Source organism: Terrimonas ginsenosidimutans (genome assembly GCF_022012415.1).
Lineage (GTDB): Bacteria > Bacteroidota > Bacteroidia > Chitinophagales > Chitinophagaceae > Terrimonas_A > Terrimonas_A ginsenosidimutans.
In genome coordinates, this window is record NZ_JAKLTR010000008.1 from 229,807 (window position 1) to 254,299 (window position 24,493).

Below are 24,493 nucleotides of genomic sequence, written 5' to 3' on the forward strand. Positions count from 1 at the left end.
AAGTAGTATTAAATGGTGATGCCATAGCGAACCTGTGTACCAATCCCTTCTTTGGTTTCAAGCGCATAGTGACCACCAACACTTGCCATCCGGCTTCGCATGTTGAGCAGGCCATTCTTTTTACCGTTCACTTGCTGGTCTGTTTTCCCTGCATCAAATCCGGAGCCATTGTCTTTTACCGAAAACACGATCGACTCATCCTCAATTGTCAGGTAAAAATCGATCAGCGATGCGCCGGAATGTTTCAGGGCATTATTAAGCGCTTCCTTTGTGACCAGCATAAGTTGCTGGCGGATCATATGGCCAAGCGAGAGATCGGGAAGTGAATCGGGAAAATGAAATCTGACCTCAACCGGCAGTGACTCCGTTGTTTCATAAATATATTCCTTGAGATAAGCCGCCAGGTTACTTAGCGTATCATTGCGCGGATTCAGGGTCCAGATGATCTCTCCCATTTTATCTGCGAGTTTGCGGGATGTGTCACTGATCTCGTTAATGATCCTGTCATTCTTTCCAGGCATCTTATCATTCTTCCCAACTTCAGACAACAGGGCGATCTTACTCAACCCGGTACCCAGTTCATCATGCATATCCCTTGAAATACGCAGTCTTTCATTATTGACAGCCAGTTGTTGTTCGATGATCCGCATCTGTTTTTCCATTTTCCTTTTCAGGTAAAACCTTGAAAGGAAAAAGATCAGGGAAGCGGCAGTGAAAGCCGCAATGATCCTGAACCACCAGGTGAGCCAGAATGGAGGAGAGATAGTGATCGACAGCAAACTGAACGGCGCAGTCCACACCCCTTCGCTATTGGAAGAAATGATCTCGAAGCGATAGTTGCCATGCGGGAGGCGACTGTAGCGTGCATCCGGGTTACTGCCTGCCCTGACCCAGGTCTTATCATAACCCGTCAAGCGATAGAGATACTGATTAACGGAAGGATTGGTGTAATCAAGTGTTGCAAATTTTATCTGCAGGTTATTCTCTTTGTAATTCAGCCGCACATTCTCAAGGAAATTCGCAGCAGAGTCAACATCCAGCGGTTTATCATTGATCAGCAGATCTGTGATATATGAGCGCGCAGTAAAGGAGCGTTTGACAAACTTCCGGTGATCGAACCAGTTAATACCCGTTACTCCGCCGAAGAAGATCAGGTTACTATCTTTGAAATAACCACCGGTATTGAATTCGTTTGATTGCAGACCGTGCTGCGTGGCATATTGCTCAATGGCCCGAACTTTTAAACTGCCGTCTTTTTCAAACAGGATCCTGTTGATCCCTTTATTGGTACTAACCCAGAAGACATGGTCATCTTCCGGAATAATAGAGTAGATAAAATCGTTGCTTAACCCGCTCTCTTCATCGATCAGTATTTCCTTTGCTCCATCGTCTTTCCTGATGATAATGCCGAGGTTTGTTGCATACCACCAGGCATTCCGAAGCTTGTCCCGGTAAATGTATTTCACTGCCAGCCCCTGTAAGCCCTTCTCAATGATCACCGGTTCATCTTCCTTTGTCAATCTGACTACTATAAACCCTTCGCCCTCTCCTTTTCCTATCACAAGATCACCCTTGTGCCTGACAAAAATAGTTTGCACATCTCCTTCGAGCTGGTCATTTACCAGGCCAAGATCTGTTAGCTTCAGCTGGTTGTTTTTCTCTTCAACGAGGTAAGTACTTTGCACGGTACCAACGATGTATCGCCCCTGCCCGATCTGCGCAAAGCACTGAGGAATATTATGTCTTTTCCCTTTTCGGATATAAGGAATATGTGCGCTGATGATGAATATACCTTTACCAGGATCTGCCACACCGATCTCCTCTCCGGAATTCATCCAGACCCTGCCACGGTCATCTTTCCTGATAAAAAATACGCCGCCGAATCCCGCATCTGTCCTGTGTGCCGGATCAAAGGTGACACGGTGAGCCATTGTTTCGCGGTCAATGATGAACAGGCCTTTCCCATACGTTCCCACATAGATCTTCCCTTCATCATGATAAATGCTTTTGACCATCATGAATGAGCTTTCGCTTTTTGTTCTGATCACATCCGGAAAGCCTTCGAATAAGCGTTCTCTCAGGCTAAGACGACTGATACCTCCGCCTTCTGTCCCCAACCACATGTTGTCTGTGTGATCGATGATAGCCGTGTAAATCAGATTGGAAGAAAGACTGAAGGGATCATTCTCAATATTTCTATAATGATGAAATGTAGCTTTTATACTATCCACGCGCACGATCCCATTCCCGGGAACGGTTGCGATGATATCACCATTGGGTGCTTTCAGAAAAGGGCTTAGATCTTTATTCCGTAAAGTTTCAGGAACAAGATAACTCGTTGCAAGTTTTCCTGAAGGGAGAAGGTATTCATTCACTTTATTTCCTGTAGTGATCAATACACTCGATTTGCTGACGGCTGCAGCATAAAGCGAGTCCGGGCCTGTGGTAAGTACTTGCCGGGATACTTTTGTTTTGGGATCGAGCCGGAATATGCTGTTCCCTTTTCTAAACAGGAGAAAGCTTTCATTTTTAGTTGGCTGATAAAAACCGATCACATCCGGTTGATGGATTTGTTCAACTGATCTGTCAGCAATATTCACAACATCCACCCCGGCGGCATTCATCACGTACACATGGTTGCCCTCCATTCCTATGATCACATGTTCGAGATCTCCGCCAATAGGTCTGATAATGGTGAATGTTTCTGTAGCCACATTCATTTTCACCAGTTTGCCATCCACGATCATCCACAGGTCGCCGGCGGCATCCTCGTGTATCCTGCCATTGAGTATTTTTCCTGGAAAACGCCTGGATGATTTATCCCTGAAGCTCTGCCTGTACTTTTTGATCTGGATGCCGTCATACCGGTTCAGACCGTCGCCGGTCCCGATCCAGATAAAACCCTGCCGGTCCTGGAAGATCTCCCGGACGGAATTCTGGCTAAGTCCTTCATTGACGCCCAGCCGAAGGAAGCTGGCGCCCGGCTGACCATATAAAGGTTGCCAGACCAGCAGGACTGTGATGAACAGTGCAGCTTTGGCGGTCATTGGTGGTGGTGTGGTGTATTGTGGTAGGCTAAGCTAAAGATAATCCGGTGATGTTTTGAATTTTAAATGAAATAACCTTTATGCAGATACCTGGGTGAGCTGACAAATTATTCAAATTGGCTGGCTTAAGAGTAACGATATGTGCGCAAAGGTTCCAGGAGTGCAATATGTATTCTGGCCAGGGGCCCTCCCCGCTGCGTTGATTAATTTACTCTCACGCCTGCCACAAACAAAAAAGCAGCTGATCTCTCAGCTGCTTTTTTGTTTATAGATCAATGGATCATTTCTTCAGGTCAAACCTGTCCAGGTTCATTACTTTATCCCAGGCGGCGACAAAGTCTTTCAGGAACTTTTCTTTTCCGTCTGAGCTTCCGTATACTTCTGCAAGCGCACGTAATTCTGCATTGGAACCGAATACCAGATCTGCCCTGGTTGCATTCCATTTAACAGCGCCCGTTTCGCGATCCCGGCCTTCATACAATTCCCTGTCCTGTGAAACTGCTTTCCATGCCGTCTTCATATCAAGAAGATTAACGAAGAAATCATTGGTGAGTTGGCCGGGTCTGGAAGTGAATACCCCGTTCTCTGAACCATCAAAGTTAGTATTGAGAACGCGGAGGCCGCCGGTAAGGACGGTCAATTCAGGAGCTGTTAATGTCAGCAGGTTTGCCTTATCGATCAGCAGCGCTTCGGTAGTCGCCGGCAACTTTGTCTTGCGGTAATTACGGAATCCGTCTGCGAGCGGTTCGAGATAGCCGAAAGATTCGACATCGGTCTGTTCAGCGGATGCATCCATGCGGCCTGGAGTAAAGGGAACCGTTACAGTAGCACCGGCATCCTTTGCTGCTTTTTCCACCCCTGCACAACCGGCGAGAACGATCAGGTCGGCCAGGGAAACTTTCTTACCTGCAGCACTGAAATCTTTCCGGATACCTTCCAGCACCCCCAATACCTTTTCCAGTTGCGGCGGGTTATTGACCTTCCAGAATTTCTGAGGGGCGAGACGGATCCGCGCACCATTTGCTCCACCGCGTTTATCAGTACCGCGGAAAGTGGATGCGGAAGCCCATGCTGTAGAAACGAGTTGAGACACGGTCAATCCAGACTCAAGCACTTTTGCTTTTAGTGCCGCGATGTCCGTTGAATCGATCAAGGCATGATCTACCGCCGGGATGGGGTCCTGCCAGATCAATACTTCAGCTGGAACGTCAGCACCAAGATAAAGAGCGCGTGGGCCCATATCGCGATGTGTCAGTTTAAACCATGCTCGTGCAAACGCGTCTGCGAATGCATCAGGATTTTCGAGGAACTTCCGGGAGATCTTTTCATACGCCGGATCGAACCGCAAAGAAAGATCGGTCGTAAGCATGGTGGGCAGATGTTTCTTGTTGCTATCGTACGCATCAGGAATAATATTCTGCGCATCTTTTGCCACCCATTGATGAGCGCCTGCAGGGCTTTTTGAAAGCTGCCACTCAAAGGCAAAGAGGTTCTCGAAGAAGTTATTGCTCCATTTTGTTGGGGTGGTTGTCCAGGTGACCTCAAGACCGCTGGTGATCGTATCAGCGCCTTTTCCGGAGCCATACGAGTTATTCCAGCCAAAGCCCTGCGATTCCAGATCGGCAGCTTCGGGTTCTTTGCCAACATGGGTGGCCGGAGCTGCGCCATGGGTTTTTCCGAAGGTGTGACCACCGGCGATCAATGCCACTGTTTCTTCATCATCCATCGCCATGCGACCAAATGTATCGCGGATATCTTTAGCCGCAGCGATCGGATCGGGATTTCCATCAGGGCCTTCAGGATTAACATAGATCAACCCCATTTGTACAGCAGCAAGCGGCTTTTCGAGATTGCGTGAATGCACATCTCCGTCGGCATCATCATCAGATACGAGTACACCGTGTGATTCTTCGACACCGGGAGAGCCATGTGCGTAACGCACATCACCACCAAGCCAGGTCGTTTCCGAACCCCAGTATACATCTTCACTGGGTTCCCATACATCTGCGCGACCGCCCGCGAATCCGAATGTTTTAAAACCCATTGATTCGAGCGCTATATTACCTGTCAGGATCAGCAGATCCGCCCAGGAGATCTTGTTACCATATTTCTGTTTGATCGGCCAGAGTAAACGGCGCGCTTTATCCAGGCTCACATTATCGGGCCAGCTGTTGAGCGGAGCAAAACGCTGCTGTCCCTGCCCTGCACCACCACGTCCGTCAAAAACACGATAGGTACCTGCGCTATGCCAGGCCATACGGATGAACAATGGTCCATAATGACCAAAGTCTGCCGGCCACCATTCCTGCGAATCGGTCATGAGCGCATGAAGATCTTTTTTCACCGCTTCCAGGTCAAGACTTTTGAATGCTTCCGCATAATTAAATTCTTTATCCATCGGGTTGGAGAGAGCCGAATGCTGACGAAGGATATTCACTTTTAACTGGCCAGGCCACCAGTTATGATTTCTCGTACCTCCGCCGCCAACATTTTGTTTCATAGATCCATTATGAAACGGGCATTTACTGATGTCGTTAGAATCTTTTTCCATTTTGTAAAAGTTTATGGTAATTGGTTGAGAGCTTATTTGTGAAGTGGTAAAATTATGGGTTTAGAGATATAGTTGATATTGATTGATTCTATATAGTGATAAACAAAAACTATCGCTAAGTTAGAGCTTTTCGGATGACGCGCGTAAGAGGAACGCGGCGAACGCAACGGTACGCAACGGACGCAACGAACAGCCATAAGAAACTTTGTATTCGCCGCGCCCGCCGCGTACCGTTGCGTTCACCGCGTTCCCTCTACGCCAATCTGACCAAGGAAGAATTCATTATTTTTTGATCATGCCATCGAGGAGCTTCATATAATACCCTCCCACTACACTTCTTGCCTGGAACCCGACCTGCTTTCCATCCGTCGTTTCGTGCCAATCGCACAAAGGCACGCGGGTTGGAGTTTCCGTTACATACTTATAGACCGGATCAACGAGTGCATCGAAATCTGCTTTATTATCCGTTAATGCAGCAGTCCACAGGATCCAGTCACTTTTCGTATAGGTTCGGCGGCTGTCAAGCGGCAGGCCATATTGGTTTTGCTTTTTGAGGTAATAGCGGATCTCTTTCTGGTAAACTTCTTTAGGGAAAAGATTCAATCCAAGTACTTTATCCCAAACGAGATTATATTTCTGGCTCCAGGTATTGTTCTTATCAAAAGTAAGTGCGTAGTGATCGCCTTCATCCGCCATTTCCATCCAGCGTCTCGCCATGTTATTAGCTGTATCGCGATAAGCGGCGGCGATCTTCTTTTCGCCCAGCATTTCTGCGAGCAGGCTGTAACAGCGGATGCCAACGATTGCTTTTGCCGAGAGGTTGACGTTCCGCGCCAGATGGCCCGCAAAATCATCTGTACAAAGTTGATTGGCCGGATCAAACCCATCTTTTACCAGGAAATCAACCCATGTTGTGAGTGTTTTCCAGTGTTTTTTTGCATACGACGCATTGCCTTCCACCTTCGCGATGGCAGCGGTCAGAATGATCATATTACCTGACTCTTCAACAGGCATGTCCTCGCCGTAGGTCTGACCATTTGCGATCGGATATGTGCCAAGATCATGCGCCGCAAAAGGCTTTGCCCATTTACCGCTTTCGCTGTAATAGAAGATCCCGTTCATCATTCCCTTCAACAGATCCGGATTGTAGGCCAGGTAAAGTGGCGCTGAAGGATAAGTGATATCAACCGTATTGATCGAACCGTTACTAAAATTTTCCTTTGACATGAATAGCAGATCACCCTGAGGACTTCTCACCAGTTTATGTGCCGAGATGCTTTGACGGTAAGCAAGCACACAAAGATCGGCATAGGTTTTCCCACCGGCTTTTTCGAGATCACTGTATAATTTCTTATCGAATGCTTCGCATTGTGCCACAACGGACGCATAACTTTTGTAAGCTGCATCCAGTTCTTTCTCGATGGTCGACTTGTACTCCGTCTTCCACCAGGGAGAAAGGTTCTGAGTGAAATACTGGATCGGACTGATATCATCATATCCTAAAACGAACAGGTGTTTCTTACCTGCTGCATTAACGCGTCCGAGCTCAACGGTTGAATTAAGGAACAGGTTCACACCTTTTTGTTCTGCTTTGCCAACATTCAGTCCGCGAACAAAAGTCGGCACTATTGAATCCTTATCAGAAACATATTGAACAGCTCCTGCAGTTCCCACGAACATATATCCCCAATCGATCCGTACGTTATCTCCCTTCTTTCCCAATACCGATTGCTGAACAGTGCCGGCCTTCAGGACTTCCATATCTCCAAGCTGATAAGCGGACACACGTACTTCCTGGCGTGCAGAATTGGTAGCGATATTACCGGCTGCGCCGAAATAAAGTTCAACATTATGATTTTTATTATCATTCGATTTTACATCATACGTGATATAGGTAACCGGGCGGGCGAGAAGGCGCAGGTCGCTCAACAATAACGGAGAGGTGAAAGTGATCCGTGCATCGATGTCCCCACATTTAAAATCGTAGATCGTTTGTGTAGCATTGATCGTTACGTCTTTTTGCTGCGCCTCGATGGTTTCCATTCCGGCACGGGGAGGGATTGATTCCAGTATCCCCATATCGATATAAGCATCTCCACCGGTATTGGTCACATGCATGGCCAGCAGGTTTGCTCCTTTTTTCAGTTTCTTTTTCAGTGCGTCAGTGACCTCAATGTATTTGTTACGGCTTACAACTCCATCTGATCTATAGATCTCCTCTCCGTTCAGATACAGCTCAGCACCATCATCATGTTTTACAGCAAGGAAAAGTTGCTTGTTGAGATCTTCTATCGTAAAAGATCGCCTCATCCAGATCTCACGCGTATCCCAGAGGGTTCCGGGGCCGCCTAATGGTTTTTCAAACGGTGCTTTCCCTGATTTCCATGCTTTATCATCAAAGGTGGGTTTTGCCCATTCTTTACCGGGGTTCGAGGTTGTGTACTTTGCGGTGTACAGTTCTTCCTCGCCGGTTGGCAGGATTGTTTTATACGTTTTACTTTCTTTTCCGATCACGCGGTAGATCTTACCGTCCACTTTAATCATACCCAGCAATGAATGATCTTCTCCTGTCCAGTGTTTGGTCGGAGATTCATTCAGTTTATCTGTGTTTGACCAGATACTGAAATAGGGGTCGTGAGTGACGAGGGGATACGCGGGTGCTTTTTGTTGCGCGTTGGCTGTTATAATTCCTGTGAGGGCTAACAGGACTACCAGTTTTTTCATATGCTTCCTAGCGTCTTTTTATTGTAAAATGCTGCGGGGCAGCGAAGTGATTACTAATACAATATAAAGATTCTTTGGGTGGTGGGTAATTTTTTCTTACCCTTCCGGGTCTTTACAAATTTAACTGGCGTAGTAGTATCGCAAAGGACGCAAGGGGTTGCAAAGGACGCAAAGGAGTCGTAAAGGAGTAAAGGGCGCGCGAAGCACGAAGGGGTCGCAAAAGAACGCAGAGAGATCTTTGCGTTCTTTGCAACCCCCTTGCGTCCTTTGCGATACTACCACGCCGGGAATCCAAATCCCTGTCTTATCATTTCACGATCCACTCGTGCAGCCCCGTAGAATGCTCTGCAGGCTGCTGTATCTCAATTTTCAGTCCATTTGTTTTTACGGGTTGAAACCGGATCGTATTGTATTTATCCTTTGAAATGCTGTCAGCAGTGATCACTGTCACCGGCACCCACTCCTCTCCTTTCCTGTAAAGTACCTTCCAGGATGCGGGAATGCGGCAACCGCCGAACGGCGCATCATCAAACCAGTATACACTTGTCTCAGAAACCGTTTCTGCAGATTCGAAGTCATACTGCACATATTCCAGCGTGTTCTTCTTTGGCCACCAGTGGAGATAAACGGCGCTGGCATCGCGGGAATCCTGCGGGTCGTACTGATCATTCAGTCCTTTCAGCATCCTTGGATTTTTGATGGACGCGGATACTTTACTCCTGGAAGCGATGGTTGGAGCCGGCATCGGGCGGGCAGCGGATTCTTCAAACGGGATCCATACCTGCATTTCGCCGGGCCCGCGGTTAGCCCAGGAATAGTAAGGGATTGCAGTAACGTCCTGCGTGGTTTTTAAAAGTTCAGCGGTGTTCAGCTGGCGTTTGGTGGAAGAACCTTTCATATTCAGCGTCATTACACCATTCAGCAATTGAGGTTTGTATACAGCTTCGATCGGCGCATTTTTATCTACAACAACGTTCATTACAACGGCATCTTTATTGTCCGCACCTTCGAGGCAATATACGATCGGACCACGCTGCAGTGCGAACCGGCTCCTGTCTGCCTTTACCTGGTTGTTTGCACTCAGCTTTTGTATATCCATCGGTAATTCAAAGCTGATCTTATCGCCTTTCTTCCAGGTACGGTTGATCACGGCATAACCTTTTTGTTTTTCGTATTTAACGGGCTGACCGTTCAGCAAGATTGTCAAAGGGGCCGTGTTTGTATTTGCTTCGCTATAAAGATCACCAGGAACCGGCTGACCTGTAGCCCATCCCGGAATACGGATGTGCAGGCCAAATGTGAAATTCTTTTCTGTATTAACAGTGATCTCATTCTTTCCGTTCCATGGATAATCGGTCGTCTGCACTATATTCAGCTTTCCAGCTGGCAATTGGATGGATGATTCGCTTCCAACGAAAAGGTTTACATACAGGTCATTTTTATTCTGCGCGTATACATATCCGGGCATGGAAGGCAGGAACCTGGTCATGTTGGAAATGCAGCAGGCACAACCGAACCAGGCACTCCGCTGATGCTGTCCCATTGACGCAAGCGGATTTGGATAAAAGAACCGGTCACCGCTTAATGACACGCCGGAAAGCAACCCATTGTAAAGTGTGCGTTCCATTACATCGATATACTTCGCATCACCATGAAGAAGGAACATCCGGCTGTTCCAGTACACATTGGCGATCGCCGCGCAGGTTTCCGCATAGGCAGACATGTTTGGCAGATCATACGCCTGCCCGAAAGCCTCTCCATTGCCTGTCGCACCGATCCCTCCGGTAATATACATCTTCTTATATACCACATCATTCCAGATATCATCAATAGCAGCAAGGTATTGTTTATCGCCATTCAGAGCAGCCACATCCGCCATACCTGTATACATATACGTTGCACGTACGGCATGCCCTACCGCTTCATGCTGATCAACCACTTTCTTATGCGCCTGGCTGTATTCATGATTCAAATGACCGGGCGTACCACGCAGATCCAGGAAGAATTTTGCAAGATCGAGGTATTCTTTTTTCCCGGTTACCCGATAAAGTTTGGTGAGACCGGTTTCAACGATCTGGTGACCCGGAAACTTCTCTTCTTTACCCGGACCAAATGTTTTCACAAGCAGGTCTGCATTTTTCGTTGCGATATTCAGCAATGATTTTTTCCCGGTGGCCTGGTAATGGGCAACGGCCGCTTCAAAAAGATGCCCTGAATTATACAATTCATGGCTGAGATCTTCCTCTTTCTCCCAGCGTTTGGAACCTACCCAGTCATGTGGCTTTTCCATTTTCGCGGTGCGGAATGTGTAGAGATAACCGTCTGGTTCCTGCGCATCACCAATGATATTGATGAGTGTATCAAGATATCTTTCCAGTCCGGGATTTTTCTTTACCTGCAATCCATAACTCGCTCCTTCTATGATTTTATAAAGGTCTGTATCATCGAATGTGTATTCGGTGAGCTTCTCTGCTTTCTTTTTTCCTGCAGCCACGAGGAAGTTATCGATCCGTCCGGTTCGCTTGCACTGATCAAGCGTATACGGGATCGTCACTTCAGCATTCGTTCTGATCTTGGGTGCCCAGAAATTATCGTTCACTTTTACCTGTGTAAACGCCACAGGCTGGATCGGATAATCACTCTTCAATTTCACCTGAGCTGTGGCTTCAGCCAGGCAGCCGAGTGAAAGCGGGAGAAGAAAAGCGTAGTGTATTCTCATTTTTGAAACAGTTTAATGATTAGTTGCAACTCGCAGTTTCCCTATACAACACCTGCTATTTACCCTCTCTCAACCAGGAGGAAAGTATGGCCGCTTGCAGTTTATTGGCATTTGGCATTCTGCTGATCGCATAACTGCGGGTATGATTTGTGGACAGGATCACGGGGAATGACTTCAGCGTTCCGTCCTGGATCACCTGCAGGTTTACAATTGAACCAGCTGTCTTGCCCGCAATATCACGCAATGATTGCATGGTGGCAGGTTTCCCATCGATCGATTTCAGTATTTGCCTTGGCCGTATTCCTGCCATCCAGGCGGGAGATTCCCAATCAACGGCAGAAATGGTCAGCGTATCATTTCTTTCCCGTCCGCTGATCCCGAGCCATGCACCTGCAGCGGGTTTGGCGGCTGTATCTATCTTCAATCCCGCATAGGCCAGGTATTTCGGATAGTCGACATCCTTCACTGTATAGATATATTCAAAGAAGTCGCCGAGCGGAACGCCGGCCGCCTGTTCGCAAACTGTGCGGAATTCTTTTGGCGTGTAGCCTCGTTTTTTTGCCTGATAGTATTCTTTATACAAGGTCCGCATTACATCGTCCAGGGAGCGTTTGTTAGCCGATTCATGCCTGATCCTGAAATCAAGGAGCATGGCAAGCGCAGGGCCTTTATCATAATAAGAAATGGTCTTATTTACGTCATCGCCCGTGCGGCCAAATGGTCCGTCAGCCCAGGTGTCATAGCTGGCCTGTGAAACAGACTGGAATAAACGCCCTGGTTTATTTTCATAATTGAGGATATGATGTTCGAACTTCTTCAGCACATCAGCTTCAGAAGTGATCCCCGCTTTTTTCAGCAGGAATGCTTCATAATATGAAGTGATCCCTTCTGCCACCCAAAGCATTTCGGTCCTGCTGCCTTTGTCATAATCAAAAGGGCCGAGTTCGATGGGCCTGATCCGCTTTGCATTGTAATGATGGAAATATTCATGAGCCAGGAAAGACAGCATACGCTTACGGCTTTCCGGGTTATTCATGCCGGTTCCATCAAAACTGATCGCAGTGGAATTAAGATGTTCGATGCCACCACCACCGGGACCAATCGCGATAAAGGTGTAATGCTTAAAGGGAATATCACCCATCAGATCAACAGCCGCTTCGATCACTTTTTTCAGTTCGCTGATAAAAGCCGTACGATCGAACTGACCGGGCTTATAACCGATAAAATAATGAGGAACGCCTTTTACTGTAAAGGAAGGAAGTTCTTCCAGGTCACCTGTGAGGATCGGGCTATCATACAATACATCAAAATCTGTTGCAGCATATGTATACTGTTTACCGGGGACTGGTTCAAGTCCTGTTGCCACGCGACTCCATTTACCATACGGTTCTATTGTAACAGTCACCGGTTGACCGAGCATTCCATCCACATGCATGAATGTACCGGTAGGTGCAATGAAGCCACGCTGTTCATCAAGAAAGTTGGTAGCAACGAAGTTGCGGATTGCCTTTACATCATACGTGATCGTCAGTCTTGCCGCACGGTTGGAATAGATCCGCCATGTATTGAAGTTGGCCCGCTCCCATTTCACCGTATCAGTACCCTGTCCCTGTACATGAAAATGGCTGACATTATCAGCATAATTAAGGATCTGGTAGTACCCCGGCATCCAGACAGGCATTTTCACGTCTATCCATTCCCGGTTGACACCATTGCATTCAAACTTCACCTTGTACACCTGTTTCGCTGGCTCCGGCATTGATACCGTGTATTTCAGATCTGTTTGCGCGGACTGCCCCCGCGCTGGGGTGATCAGTGCAAGGGCAAACAGGAAAAGGTAAAAGCGTTTATAGAACATCGTTTATTCTTTATCAAAATACCTCAAGCCAGCGATTCCAAAGAGAACAGCATATAGCCATATCACCCCTTTGCGGGGCCATTGATTTCTTTGCGATACTGACTACGCCGTTTGCAAAACCGGAAGATTCAGGTAATCCGGAAGTTCAGGCCTTGTCGCAATAGCCGTATCGATCAATGCAAGTACGCTCTTCCTTTCTTCACCTGTAAGGGGTAGACGCGGAGCACGCACAAACTCCGTACAAAGTCCGGTTTTCGTTGCCGCAAGTTTTATATTCTGTACCAGTTTAGGATGAATATCGAGTTCAAGGATGGGCATGAACCATTTGTAGATCTCGAGTGCTTCATTGTAACGTCCAGCTTTCGCCAGTCTGTAGATCGCCACTGTTTCCGCAGGGAATGCATCCACCAGTCCACCAACAATCCCATCGGCACCCAGCATCAGTTCTTCGAGGATCAGCGTATCAACGCCGCAGAGAATACTGAACCGGTCATGAAAGCGATTACGCATACGAACGATATTCGTCACATCCCGTGTTGATTCTTTTACGGCCTGTATGTTGGGCGACTTCGCGAGTTGTTCAAACATTTCAAGTGTCACCTCGATCTTGTAATCAACGGGGTTGTTATAGATCATGATCGGCAGGGATGTATTAGCAGCAATGGTCTGAAAGTACTCAACCGTTTCGGCACCATCAGCCTTATACCTCATGGGAGGCAGTACCATCAGTGCATCTGCTCCGTTTGCTTCAGCGTCCTGTGCGAGCTTCACCGCAACGCGGGTAGATTGCTCCGCAATATTCATCACAGTGGGAATTTTTCCTTTCAAGAGGCCAGCACAAAATTTAAGAAGTTCTATTTTTTCTGCGTATTCAAGTGTGCTTGTTTCTCCTAATGAACCAGCCAGGATCACGCCATCTATACCTGCTTCCAGTTGGGCAAGCACATTTTTTTCGAACATGCTGAAGTCAATGGTATCATTTGCTGTAAAAGGAGTTAACATAGCCGGAAACACACCGTTCCAATTGATTGTACGCATATAATTGCTTTTTTTGGTAATAAAGCAAAAATAATGGCTGGAGGGCGAACGGAGTTTTTGTAAAATGGCCGATGATTTACAGATTTTAACCCATTCGTGGGTGGATCGTTGCCCATTGACCGGTGTCCGTTGTCCGGATCAGCATAGAAGCTATTTAATTGATCCGGCAATTCCCGGCTTTTTTGCGGGCCCGGACCTTTTGACAACAGACTACCGGTCACAGGCAATGATGCCATACCTGAAGGCAGGCGCAAAAAACTCAGGAGAAGTGGTGCCAAAGCGGTTCTGCTTTTTCAATACACCCGGGCATTTACCAGTTAAGAACAGACGAATGCTGTAAAATGACATTTCATTTCTTATGCCCCTGGTCAACAAATTCATGGGCATAACGAATATCCCTGAGCGAAAAGATCTTATCTATCACTGGCTTCATCCTCCGTTCTACTCATCGTGTGCAGCTCATCCAGGTATTCACTCTTCGCATGGCAAAGCATCGCGTCACTTTAAGCCAAATGCCTTAAAAAATCATCAATATTCTAATCATACTTTAATCCCTTTTAATTTCTCTTAGTACAACTACGAAAAAACTCTTTCAATTTCGTTAAGGTTTTTAACACAGGCATCATCTCAGACTGCTCTTAGGGTAAGAAAGGTTACCTTTGCACCTCTTTAAAAGTCGTCGCCACATACCTGGCAAACCGATAACCCGGCCGATACCGCCGGAATTGATCACCAAACACCATTGAATGGAACTTTATTACTCGTTTTCCATCCTTATTGTACTGGCTGCCGTATTCTCCTATCTCAATGGCCGTTTCTTGAAATTGCCATCCACGATTGGCGTAATGCTGATCGCTATGATCGCCTCCGTGATCCTGGTCATTACCGGTAATATTTTCCCGAAAACATTTCTGGCGTTTTCAAAGTTGCTTGAGGGGATTGATTTCACGGAGATCCTGATGGGCGCGATGCTGAACTTTTTGCTTTTTGCAGGAGCGATCCATATCCATCTGTCAGATCTGAAAGAACAAAGAACACCTATTGTTGTGTTCTCGACACTGAGCGTGATCCTGTCAACCGTCCTTGTAGGCAGTTTACTATATTTCATCTTTCCTTTTGTTTATAAAGAAATCCCTTTTATCTACTGTCTGCTGTTTGGGGCATTGATCTCACCAACGGATCCGGTAGCGGTATTAGGAATTCTGAAAACAGCAAAGGTGTCCCGCAGCCTTGAAACAAAAGTTGCCGGAGAATCATTGTTCAATGATGGTGTGGCGGTAGTAGTATTTGCAGTATTGCTGCAGGTTGCACAAAACAGCGAAGTGGAACTGACTGCATCGAGTGTATCCTGGTTACTGATCAAAGAAGCCTTTGGCGGCTTGTTGGGAGGGCTCGCGATTGGCTGGCTCGTATCCAAAGCCATGCAGAAGATAGACGACTATAAAGTATCCGTATTGCTTACACTGGCTGCCGTAATGGGCGGCTACCTGCTGGCGCAGGCTATTCATATCTCCGGCCCATTGATGATGGTTGCATCCGGATTGGTGATCGGCAACTATGGAAAGAAAACTGCGATGTCGGAAACAACAAAAGATTACCTCGAGAAATTCTGGGAATTGCTTGATGAGATCCTGAATGCGATCCTCTTTCTTTTCATAGGTTTTGAACTATTGCTGATCGAGAACCTTCCATCTTACTGGCTGGTGGGCCTGGTCGGCATCGGAGTCGTTCTGCTTGCGCGTTACCTTTCCATCTGGATCCCAACCAAAGTCATCCCCTTTAAAAACAAGTTCAGTACATCGACAGTAAAACTGCTTGTGTGGGGTGGACTGAGAGGGGGCGTATCAATTGCGCTGGCGTTGTCCGTAGAACCGGGACCTTATAAGAATTTCATTCTGGCGATCACCTATATCGTGGTGATCTTTTCAATTCTTGTACAGGGATTGACAATTGGGAAAGTGGCGAAGAAGCTGGAGGTTTAATTTAAAGTCAGGGTTTGTAGTATGGGACCTCCGCTATCACTCAGCACGATACTACCGCTGACGGATAATGTTAATGCCGGTCAGATAAGTATTGTCAGGGGTTCAATACAAGACCGATGCCTGCCCCGGATCATAGTTCGGGGCAAGCCGATCTAAAAAAAATTACTGTTGCCACCTCCTTGAAATCTCCAGATCATCTGTTGAATGAGGTGATCATAAATCGGTATTGTTACCCTTCCGTTCATGATAGTTCCCGATGCCTTACGGGACTTACTTAATTATTTTTCGGGCAATCAGCCATTGCTTTAGCCTGTCCGTCCATTGATCGGATGCAGCCGGGTTATTCATTCCAAACCCATGTCCTCCTTTTTCATATATATGCAGCTCGACAGGGATCCCATTTCTTTCAAGGGCCTCCTTGTACGCAATGCTGTTGCCCAGCTTCACAGACTTATCATCTATTGCATGAACAAGAAAAGCCGGTGGCGTTTCCTTACTTACATGCATATCGTTGGAGAATTCACGGATCTTTTCTGTGGTGATCTCTTCTCCAAGTAAAGTGGAGCGACAAACCTGGTGTGTAAGACTATCCGCAAAACTCACCACAGGATATATTAGGATAGAAAAATCGGGCCTTAAGGAAATCGTCAAGTGGTTTTCTATTTGGGCTTTTGCAAAATGAGTGGATAAGGTAGAGGCAAGATGACCACCCGCTGAAAATCCCATCACACCAACCCTGCCAGTATCAACATTCCATTGCGCCGCATTCTCCCTGATCATCTGCATTGCTCTTTGCGCATCCTGTAATGGAGCAATACTTCTGTCATGCATGCTGGCATCGTCAGGAAGCCTGTACTTCAAAACAAAAGCAGCAATCCCCCAACCGGCTAAAACCCTGGCCACATCTTCTCCTTCATGACCAGCAGCAAGTACACGATAAGCTCCGCCGGGGCAGATCACCACAGCCGGTGTTTTTTGTCCGCTATCAGGCCTGTACATCGTTAATGTCGGCACCGAAATATCTTTTAAGAGCAAGACGCCCTCCTCTATCGAGCTGGCTTCTTTGTTTACTACAGCTTTGCTATTCGGGATCTTATCATATAAGGGCAACTCTACCTGTGCAGCTACTGATCCGGAAATACAATTAGCCGCGAGCGCGTAAAAAAAAGTTCTTTTCATATTAACTTATCAACGTTGATTAACCTGGTCATAATAAAGTTGTATCACCCGTTCCAGGATCCTTGTATTGGGCGATCTATACTGATCGTCGAGTGGAAGTGCCGCTCGCCTTTCAAACACACTCTTCATCCATTGAAACAGTGACGGCGATAATTTACTATCACTAACATTATTCAGCCATGCCAACGCTTTGTCATGACCTTGCATTTGCTCCATCGCTATTGCCGCGATCAAGACATTTTCCGGGCGGATATTTCTCGAAGCAGCATTGATGGAATTGGTCTTATCGATTATGTTGCCTAAAGAATGGCTGGCTGCAGCTTTGCCGCTTTTTCCCCGAAGACTTAAAACTGTCAGCATTTCTTCAAGCCTTGTATCAATATCAGCATCGTATGGCTTACCGGTGCCGAGATTCTCCGGCCATACCCCCGCCTCACGGATGAACCGAAGCGCCGGCTGGTATTTTTTTGCGTTTATATGATCGATCGCCTGCATCAGCTTGGCTTCCCGGTATAGTTCCCTGCTTTCAGTGGCGTTCTCGAAAGGCAATACAAGAACGTTGGCAAGCACCTTATCGGCCTCGTTATACCGTTTATTGTGCAGTAATGATTTTGCATGTAATAATGCAATGATATAATTTCCTTTATCCTTCTCATGATACGACTTGCTGACCTGCAACGCTTTTTCATATTGATAACTGCCGAGATAGAAATCAGCAAGCAGCCGTCCGTATCGCCAGTGAGGGTCAAGCGAACCTGCGTTTTTCAGATCAGCTTCAGCTTTTGCCTGATCAGTCTTTTCGAGTATGGCAGCCCGTACCGCATAGAATGCTGCAATTGTTGGTTGTTGGCCACAATCGAGCAACAAACGCCTTGCTTCTGACACACGGTTACGATCTTTATAGATCAGCGCCAGATGATACCTGGGCAACCAGTGCCCATCTTTGCGGATCAGCTGCTCCAGGACCCATCCGGTTTCCGAACGGAAAGGAAATGCCGGCAACTTATCGATGGATGTATAGTCGATGACACTTCCTTTCAGAAAGTTCAGCCAGTAGGATGTTTCTGCGGAAGCAGGACTGATATCGAGCAAAGCAATAGCTTCTTTGATGCATCCAGCATTATAATACCAGATGGCGAGTTCAAGAAATGTTTCAACAGGCAATTCATTTCTGATGAGCGATGTAAAGGCAACCTGATTATTGTGATCCGGATTTTGGTAATACTTTTCAAACCGGGTAAAGTGATTCAATTTATCGTACGCATCAATCGTCTGAAGTATTTTACCTGCCTGAACCTTATCACCCTGGTAGCGGCAGACCATTGCCTGTAACTGTAACGCCTCCATGTTATAGATATTGGCCGCTAAAGCGCGGGATGCGTAGAGACCCGCCCTTTCATAGTTGCCTTCGGCGAAGTAAAGCCTGATCAGTTCGGTATAGGCCTGACCGCGATATACGGGGGATAATGTAGCGAGATCAAATCCATCCTTCGCATCTGTTATTTTATTAAGCTTCAAATTGATCAATCCATAGTAATAGTTTCCCGCAGGATGATAGGTATCCATACCAAGGATCTTTTTTGCTATGGCAAGTGCTTCTTCATAACGCATATTGCGGAAGAGTAATTCAGACATGCACACGAGTGCGGGGAGGTTTGAAGAATCCAACTGCAAAGCGGCCAGTAGCTTTTCCTCAGCGAGGGGAAACTTCTTCTCATTCATCGCTTCTTTCGCCAAGAGGTAAAGTCCCTGTGAAGAATTCCAGTCTATTGCTGGCGTAGCCTGAGCAGGGCGGGCCAGCAGGTTTGCCGCCGGGTCTCCATTATAACGAAGCCTGGCTTTTCCGATACTTGCTGTGATCTTGTTGATCTTTGCATCATTGAGCTGAACGGAATCTATGAATGACTGCAGCGGCTTTAAGGCAAGGTATTTTTTGAAAACGATCGTTCCCTCCTGGAAAACAGTGAGCGTATCATTGATCGGCTGCACAGGTGAGAAGTAGATCTTCAGCCATTCATCTTCCGTTTTTATATTCAATGCCCCATATTCCGTAGCCTGAGCGATCCCTTTCGTTTTAAGTACAGGATACCAGTATTCTTTCCATACTTCAGTGCCATAAGGAAAGAGTCCTATCTGTTTAAAAGGAGTCAGGCTGCTGCCTTCTTCTGCCTGGTTATATGCGCGACCTGATTGCAGTTCAACGTACTGTCCGTCATTATCTGTCAACAATTTCTCCCAGATCATTCCCTGCCGTGATTGCCCCCATACCCAAACCTTCTTCCCGGCTTTATCATCATGCGTGCTGTAACGGATCATTCCCATACTGTCCTTGTGCCAGTAAGCGCCGGCAAAGTCGGCGTATTCCCCAAACACATGATACGATTTATAGCCACCGAAATCATTCTGATCATACTTTGCCTGATTCTTTCCATTAACGGAATTGATCGGCCATGAAGAGGAAGATCCATCGTGCCCGATGAACTGGTTACCCGGCAAAACGAATTCGAGATCGCCTGATGTTTTCAGCCCTGCATTCATCCAGTGATAATAGGGTTGCTCTATCGGCGTTCCGTTATACCAGAATGACTGGGTAGTAAAAAAGGCTTTGTCTTTTTCGAGACGGATCTCGAGGCGCCAGTTGCTTCTTGTCAGCAGATCAAGTGCCCCGATCACACAGGTCACAGTACCGTCTTCATCTTTGATCGTCCGGTAATCGACCGGTGTTGCACAATTAGGTGTATGACCGATAATGCCATAATTGGCTTCAAGCCCACCACTTGTCCATGGACCGCGCATAGCGATATCCCTGAACTTCACCACCTGGTTATAATAAATGAATGGCCTGTTCGTAGATCGTTCAATCGCGGTCCATATTTTGCCGCCTATCTCCGGCAGGATCAGCAATGTCAGATAGTCATTCTGCAGTTCCACTACTTTCCATTCCCGCTGAATGGATTTTGCAGTGAATCCATCATACCTGAAATAAGGATACACCTGGTTCAGCATTGGAACCGGACTTGGGTCTGAGAAGGGATAAGTTGTAAATGTCTTTTTATATTCTTTGATCGTTCCCGGGTTCTGAGAAAATGTAATCAGTGAGAACAGGCATGATGCAGCAAGCAAGGAGATCTTCATGATGGAATAGTTACAGGATTTAACAGGTTAGTTCTTTATACGCGGACCATAATGCGGCACAGGCTGCCCCGCTTCATAGGCACCACAATCAGGAGCTTTTCCGCTGAATTGATCATTGATATTCGGGATCAGTATTCCTGCATCTTCCGAACGTGCACCTTCCGCAACCTTGAGCACTGGCGGCTTACGTAAAGGGACAGGCGGATAAGGAAATTCAATTCCCGGGAATGTCAGTTTAAAGTCAAGTCGTTCAATCCCGTTTTTTTCTACCTCTGAAAAAGGCCGGTCACCGATCAGTGCCATATACGGCGTGTTATAAACACCAACCGCATCATAGTCGAAACTACTATGTTTGCCGGGTGATATAATATTGGCGGCAAAGGGTTGTCCTGCGCCATAGCCGCCCCAATTGATCCCTCCGTTAGGGCCGCCGAATGCGAGATTGTTGCGGAAATAGGCATGATCCATCGTATCGTTACCCGCCAGCCCTGCTCCGCTTTTTATGACGGTGTTGTGCAACACTACATCTCCCCTGCTTTCGCGCTTGAGCTTGAACGCAGAATGAACGACGTTATACATCACATTACGAACGATGTAAGTCGGCCCACCGAGCCCGGGTTGCGAGCTCACTCCCACATAGCAATTTGTAAGTCGGTTCCGCATAATGCGGCAGTTGGAAAAGGCAAAGTCTGCCTCGATCCCATCATCCAGTCCGCCTTCCACATCATTATTGTAAATATCATTGCAAACCTGGCTTAATACTTCCCAGTCTTCCATAAATGAGATGCAATCCCTGTAGCCGGCAACGCGGTTATAACAGATCACATTTCCCGAACCGGTGAGTTGAATTCCCTCGCCAATATTTTTTCCCTGTGCACCCATCGCTTCATTGCTCCATTCAAAATCCGCACTCACTGTATTGTCGCTGATATAACAGTTGATTGCACCGGGGTAATAGGCAATGATGCCGTAAGTAGCGCGAATCGTACAGTATTGCACTACGCAATTTTCTGCGCCGGTCAACCTGATCCCTGTACCTTTTGCAGCCGGGTTCTTAACGGTCAGTTGCTCAAGGAAAACCCATTTACGTTCACGAGCTTCTATGAAACGGAAGACCGCTTCACCTTTACTGCAACGATAGACAACCGGTCTTTTCTCTGTACCGCTTTCTGTATACAGCGTATCATAAACGCCGGGAGCGATATCGATGATCCTGGCATTTTTTGAATAGACAGGGATCGGCCTTGTCCGCGCTTGAATGGTCTTTTCCGCTTTCCCTCCGTCAGGATCTTTCAGCGAAAGTTTTATTTCATAGGCAGTGCCTGGCTGCAGATCGAAAATGCTTCCGGAATGTTTATTCTTCCAGCCGAAACCATTATAGCCAGCCACTTTTGTAGGATGTTTCAATGCCGTGTTGTTATAACCAGCGGGTATCCTTCGCAATGGCATGGCTTCTTTCCAGGCAGCACTCCCCTTGCTCCGGTATTTCACCTGCACAACTCCATTTAGATTATCATCGCCATTGATCAGCCATTCAACCGCCAGGTTTGTTACAGTAGGGTACGGAGAACTTAACTCCCCGGGGACAGTTCGATCCTGGGCGATTGCGACATTACCCAGAAGGATGGATAAAAAAGCCGGGACAATGACTGCTCTAAAGAAAGAGCTTTGTGTTATTATCTTATTGCGATAAATGATCATCATAACTATTTTTAGTATAATCAATATTCACTGTTCAATCCAAAAACAGGTTTACGGCGCTGCCAGGCCCCGTTGGTAAAATCAGGAACCAATTGAAGTTGTCCGCCCTGCGCAATGGAGGTTTCACTCAACGGTGTGATCGCATGCCAGGTAGCCAGATCGTAGACATCCAATGGAAAATCTTTTCCTTGTTTGATGCATTCGATAAAAGCATGCAATATGAAAAAGTCCATCCCACCATGTCCTGCACTTTCCGCCTGCCTGCCGAATACTTTCCAAAGCGAGTGATCATTTGCCTGTAAGTGGGGAGAAGGCGACTCCCATTTCTTTGCCGGACTTGCCCCCTCGAGATACAGTAAACCATCAGCGAACTCACCTCCCCCGGATTCCTGCCAAAGCCCGGCGGTTCCCTGAACCCGGAAGCCGAGATTGTAGGGACGCGGGGAAGAAGTATCATGCGTGAGAACGATCGTTTCTCCATTCGCTGTCTGCAACGTCGTAGTTACAATATCTCCGAGTTTAAATTGAACATCGGCGTTCCTGTGCTTTTGTCCTGCGGGGATATTGTTCATGATGTAGCGATGCAATCCCCTTGATTTTGTTGCCACGGAAGAAAGAGCCGTGATCCTGTTCCCCCGGTTTATGTCCAGCATCACCGCTAAGGGACCAAGGCTATGCGTTGGATACAGGTCACCATTTCTGTTTACTGAATGTTGCGTACGCCAGCCGGGAGTACTGGGTGTACCGGGGCCGAATTCAATCCCCGGCGTATCAGGCACAGTGCCATTATTGAATTTTCGCGCTCGCATATCATGCTGATAGCCGCCCTGAAGATGCAATAGTTCACCAAACAATCCTTTTCTCACCATATTGGTAATAGCCATCAGATCGCGACGGTAACAAGCATTTTCGAGTATCATCACCGGAACCCTTGTTTGTTCATACGCCTGCACATAATCACGGCATTCCTGTAACGTGAGTCCGCCACCTACTTCAAGCCCGACAGGTTTACCTGCCCGCATAGATTCAACGCAATGCTCAAAATGCAATTCCCACGGAGAAGAGATCAGTACCGCATCAACATCGTCTCTTTTCAACAGGTTTCTATAATCATCATTGCCCTTTGCGTATTCTGCAGGCAATTTCTTTCCCGCGGCGGAAATAAGGGCTCTTGTCTTAGCCATCATCTGCGTATCCGGATCAGCCATGGCCACGATCTCAACATCGGTTCTGTTAAGCAATTCAGCCACGTGAACCTGGCCACGTCTTCCAACGGCAATCAAACCCAACCGCACTTTTGTTTTCATACCAGTTGCAGATAAGGCGGACGGTAAAACAGCCATGCCGATACCTGCAATAGCAGAGTTCCTGATAAACTCTCTTCTGTTGACTTCACTTTGCATAATGAGCTTTTATATAATGGACCATAAATACGTATTCAAACCTTAACATAAATGCGCCGCTTATCCAGCGCATAACCTACCAGCCAGCAGAGCAGCGTAAACGCGATCGCCAGTAATAATGATCCGAGATAGGGTATGCTTTCCGGAACAGTGGCATCGAAAATCCAGCGACTGATCGGCTTACCGGAACTTGTATAAATATTATTGCGTGCATGTTCTCCGATCTCTGCGAGTATGTAGATGAAGAGGGGATTTCTTCCGAATACTTCAAAGAAGTAAGTCCAGCTTCGCCTGTTCCGGAATTCAATGATGTAGATAATGACTGCCATGATCAGGCAATCAAAGCCGATGGTATAACAGACGAAAGAGCCCGTCCATAGTTTCTTATTGATCGGCAGGAACAGGTCCCAGAAACATCCAATCGTATACAAAGAAAATCCGGCGATACAGAGTAAAGCCAGTGTTTCATAGGTATTACCCTTCTTGCGAATAAATATTCCGGCGATATAACCTGCCACTACATTTACTATAGCAGGGATCGTTCCCAGCCAACCCTGTGCTTCAAACGCAACACCCTGTCTTACGGGCATATGTTCTTCACCCATTATGATCAGATCAAAATGCCTGACAATGTTTCCTTCGAGCGTAAGATCACCGCCAGCTACAAGGAGTACCCAATACCCCAGCAACAGCGCAACACTCATTGCGATGATCGTTCGCGTATTAAAGTAATAGATCATCAAACAGGCAATACCATACGCCAATGCGATCCGTTGAAGAACACCCAGCACCCTTACATTCGAGAAGTTGATGAATGTATACGCTCCGTTATCGTTTACATAAGGAAACCAATGCAGGAGATAGCCGAGGAGAAAAATGATCAGGCTGCGTTTGATGATCTTGTAAAGAACCGGCGATTGTTTCAGAGACATCCATTTCTCTTTCACAAAACTTACAGAATTCCCGACAGCAAACAGGAACGAAGGGTAAACGAGATCAGTGACAGTAAATCCATTCCATGCAGCATGTTTTAACGGCGCATACACCAGGTCTTCGTTTCCGGGTGTATTTACAATAATCATGAAGCAGACCGTCATTCCCCGGAAAACATCAAGGCTGGTAAACCGGGATGAGGCAGAAGCAGGTGATGGCATAG

At 46.9% G+C, this 24,493-nt stretch carries 12 protein-coding genes; 1 reads left to right on the plus strand and 11 read right to left on the minus strand.

What is annotated here, in order from left to right:
* Window positions 1-8: 8 nt before the first annotated feature.
* The 6 genes from LZZ85_RS14145 to LZZ85_RS14170 all read right to left on the minus strand — a co-directional run bounded on the left by LZZ85_RS14145 (window position 9) and on the right by LZZ85_RS14170 (window position 13,937).
* Entirely contained in the window at window positions 9-3,047 is a 3,039-nt protein-coding gene (locus LZZ85_RS14145) for a ligand-binding sensor domain-containing protein (RefSeq protein WP_237872982.1), read from the minus strand.
* A 280-nt stretch (window positions 3,048-3,327) separates the two neighbouring features.
* Window positions 3,328-5,598 carry a catalase/peroxidase HPI gene (katG, locus tag LZZ85_RS14150; RefSeq protein WP_255724113.1) on the minus strand — a complete coding sequence of 757 codons (2,271 nt, stop codon included), beginning with the start codon at window positions 5,596-5,598 and terminating at the stop codon, window positions 3,328-3,330.
* A 282-nt stretch (window positions 5,599-5,880) separates the two neighbouring features.
* Window positions 5,881-8,322 carry a glutaminase family protein gene (locus LZZ85_RS14155; RefSeq protein ID WP_237872984.1) on the minus strand — a complete coding sequence of 814 codons (2,442 nt, stop codon included), beginning with the start codon at window positions 8,320-8,322 and terminating at the stop codon, window positions 5,881-5,883.
* A 307-nt stretch (window positions 8,323-8,629) separates the two neighbouring features.
* The gene (locus LZZ85_RS14160; protein WP_237872992.1) at window positions 8,630-11,041 is read right to left on the minus strand and encodes a glycoside hydrolase family 127 protein; all 2,412 of its coding nucleotides are present in this window, start codon (window positions 11,039-11,041) and stop codon (window positions 8,630-8,632) included.
* Window positions 11,042-11,096: 55 nt separating this feature from the next.
* A complete protein-coding gene (locus LZZ85_RS14165; protein WP_237872995.1) occupies window positions 11,097-12,899 on the minus strand; it encodes a M61 family metallopeptidase in 1,803 nt (600 codons plus the stop codon).
* 102 nt (window positions 12,900-13,001) lie between these two features.
* Window positions 13,002-13,937 (minus strand): dihydrodipicolinate synthase family protein, encoded by a 936-nt coding sequence (locus LZZ85_RS14170; RefSeq protein WP_237872997.1) that lies wholly within the window; start codon window positions 13,935-13,937, stop codon window positions 13,002-13,004.
* Between the two features lie 746 nt (window positions 13,938-14,683).
* On the opposite strand from LZZ85_RS14170, the gene LZZ85_RS14175 reads away from it, so the two are divergent.
* Entirely contained in the window at window positions 14,684-15,919 is a 1,236-nt protein-coding gene (locus LZZ85_RS14175; protein WP_237873004.1) for a cation:proton antiporter, read from the plus strand.
* A 270-nt stretch (window positions 15,920-16,189) separates the two neighbouring features.
* Here the strand turns inward: LZZ85_RS14175 and LZZ85_RS14180 are convergent, their stop codons facing one another.
* From LZZ85_RS14180 to LZZ85_RS14200, 5 genes are read right to left on the minus strand one after another with little or no spacing between them, the layout of a single operon-like run.
* Window positions 16,190-17,098, minus strand: coding sequence for an alpha/beta hydrolase (locus tag LZZ85_RS14180; RefSeq protein WP_237873012.1), 909 nt, complete (start codon window positions 17,096-17,098; stop codon window positions 16,190-16,192).
* Between the two features lie 9 nt (window positions 17,099-17,107).
* Window positions 17,108-20,233, minus strand: coding sequence for a DUF5107 domain-containing protein (locus LZZ85_RS14185; RefSeq protein ID WP_237873019.1), 3,126 nt, complete (start codon window positions 20,231-20,233; stop codon window positions 17,108-17,110).
* 27 nt (window positions 20,234-20,260) lie between these two features.
* Window positions 20,261-21,937 (minus strand): right-handed parallel beta-helix repeat-containing protein, encoded by a 1,677-nt coding sequence (locus LZZ85_RS14190; protein ID WP_237873022.1) that lies wholly within the window; start codon window positions 21,935-21,937, stop codon window positions 20,261-20,263.
* A 17-nt stretch (window positions 21,938-21,954) separates the two neighbouring features.
* Entirely contained in the window at window positions 21,955-23,337 is a 1,383-nt protein-coding gene (locus LZZ85_RS14195; protein ID WP_237873024.1) for a Gfo/Idh/MocA family protein, read from the minus strand.
* Window positions 23,338-23,372: 35 nt separating this feature from the next.
* A complete protein-coding gene (locus LZZ85_RS14200) occupies window positions 23,373-24,491 on the minus strand; it encodes an acyltransferase family protein (protein ID WP_237873031.1) in 1,119 nt (372 codons plus the stop codon).
* Between the last annotated feature and the right edge of the window lie 2 nt (window positions 24,492-24,493).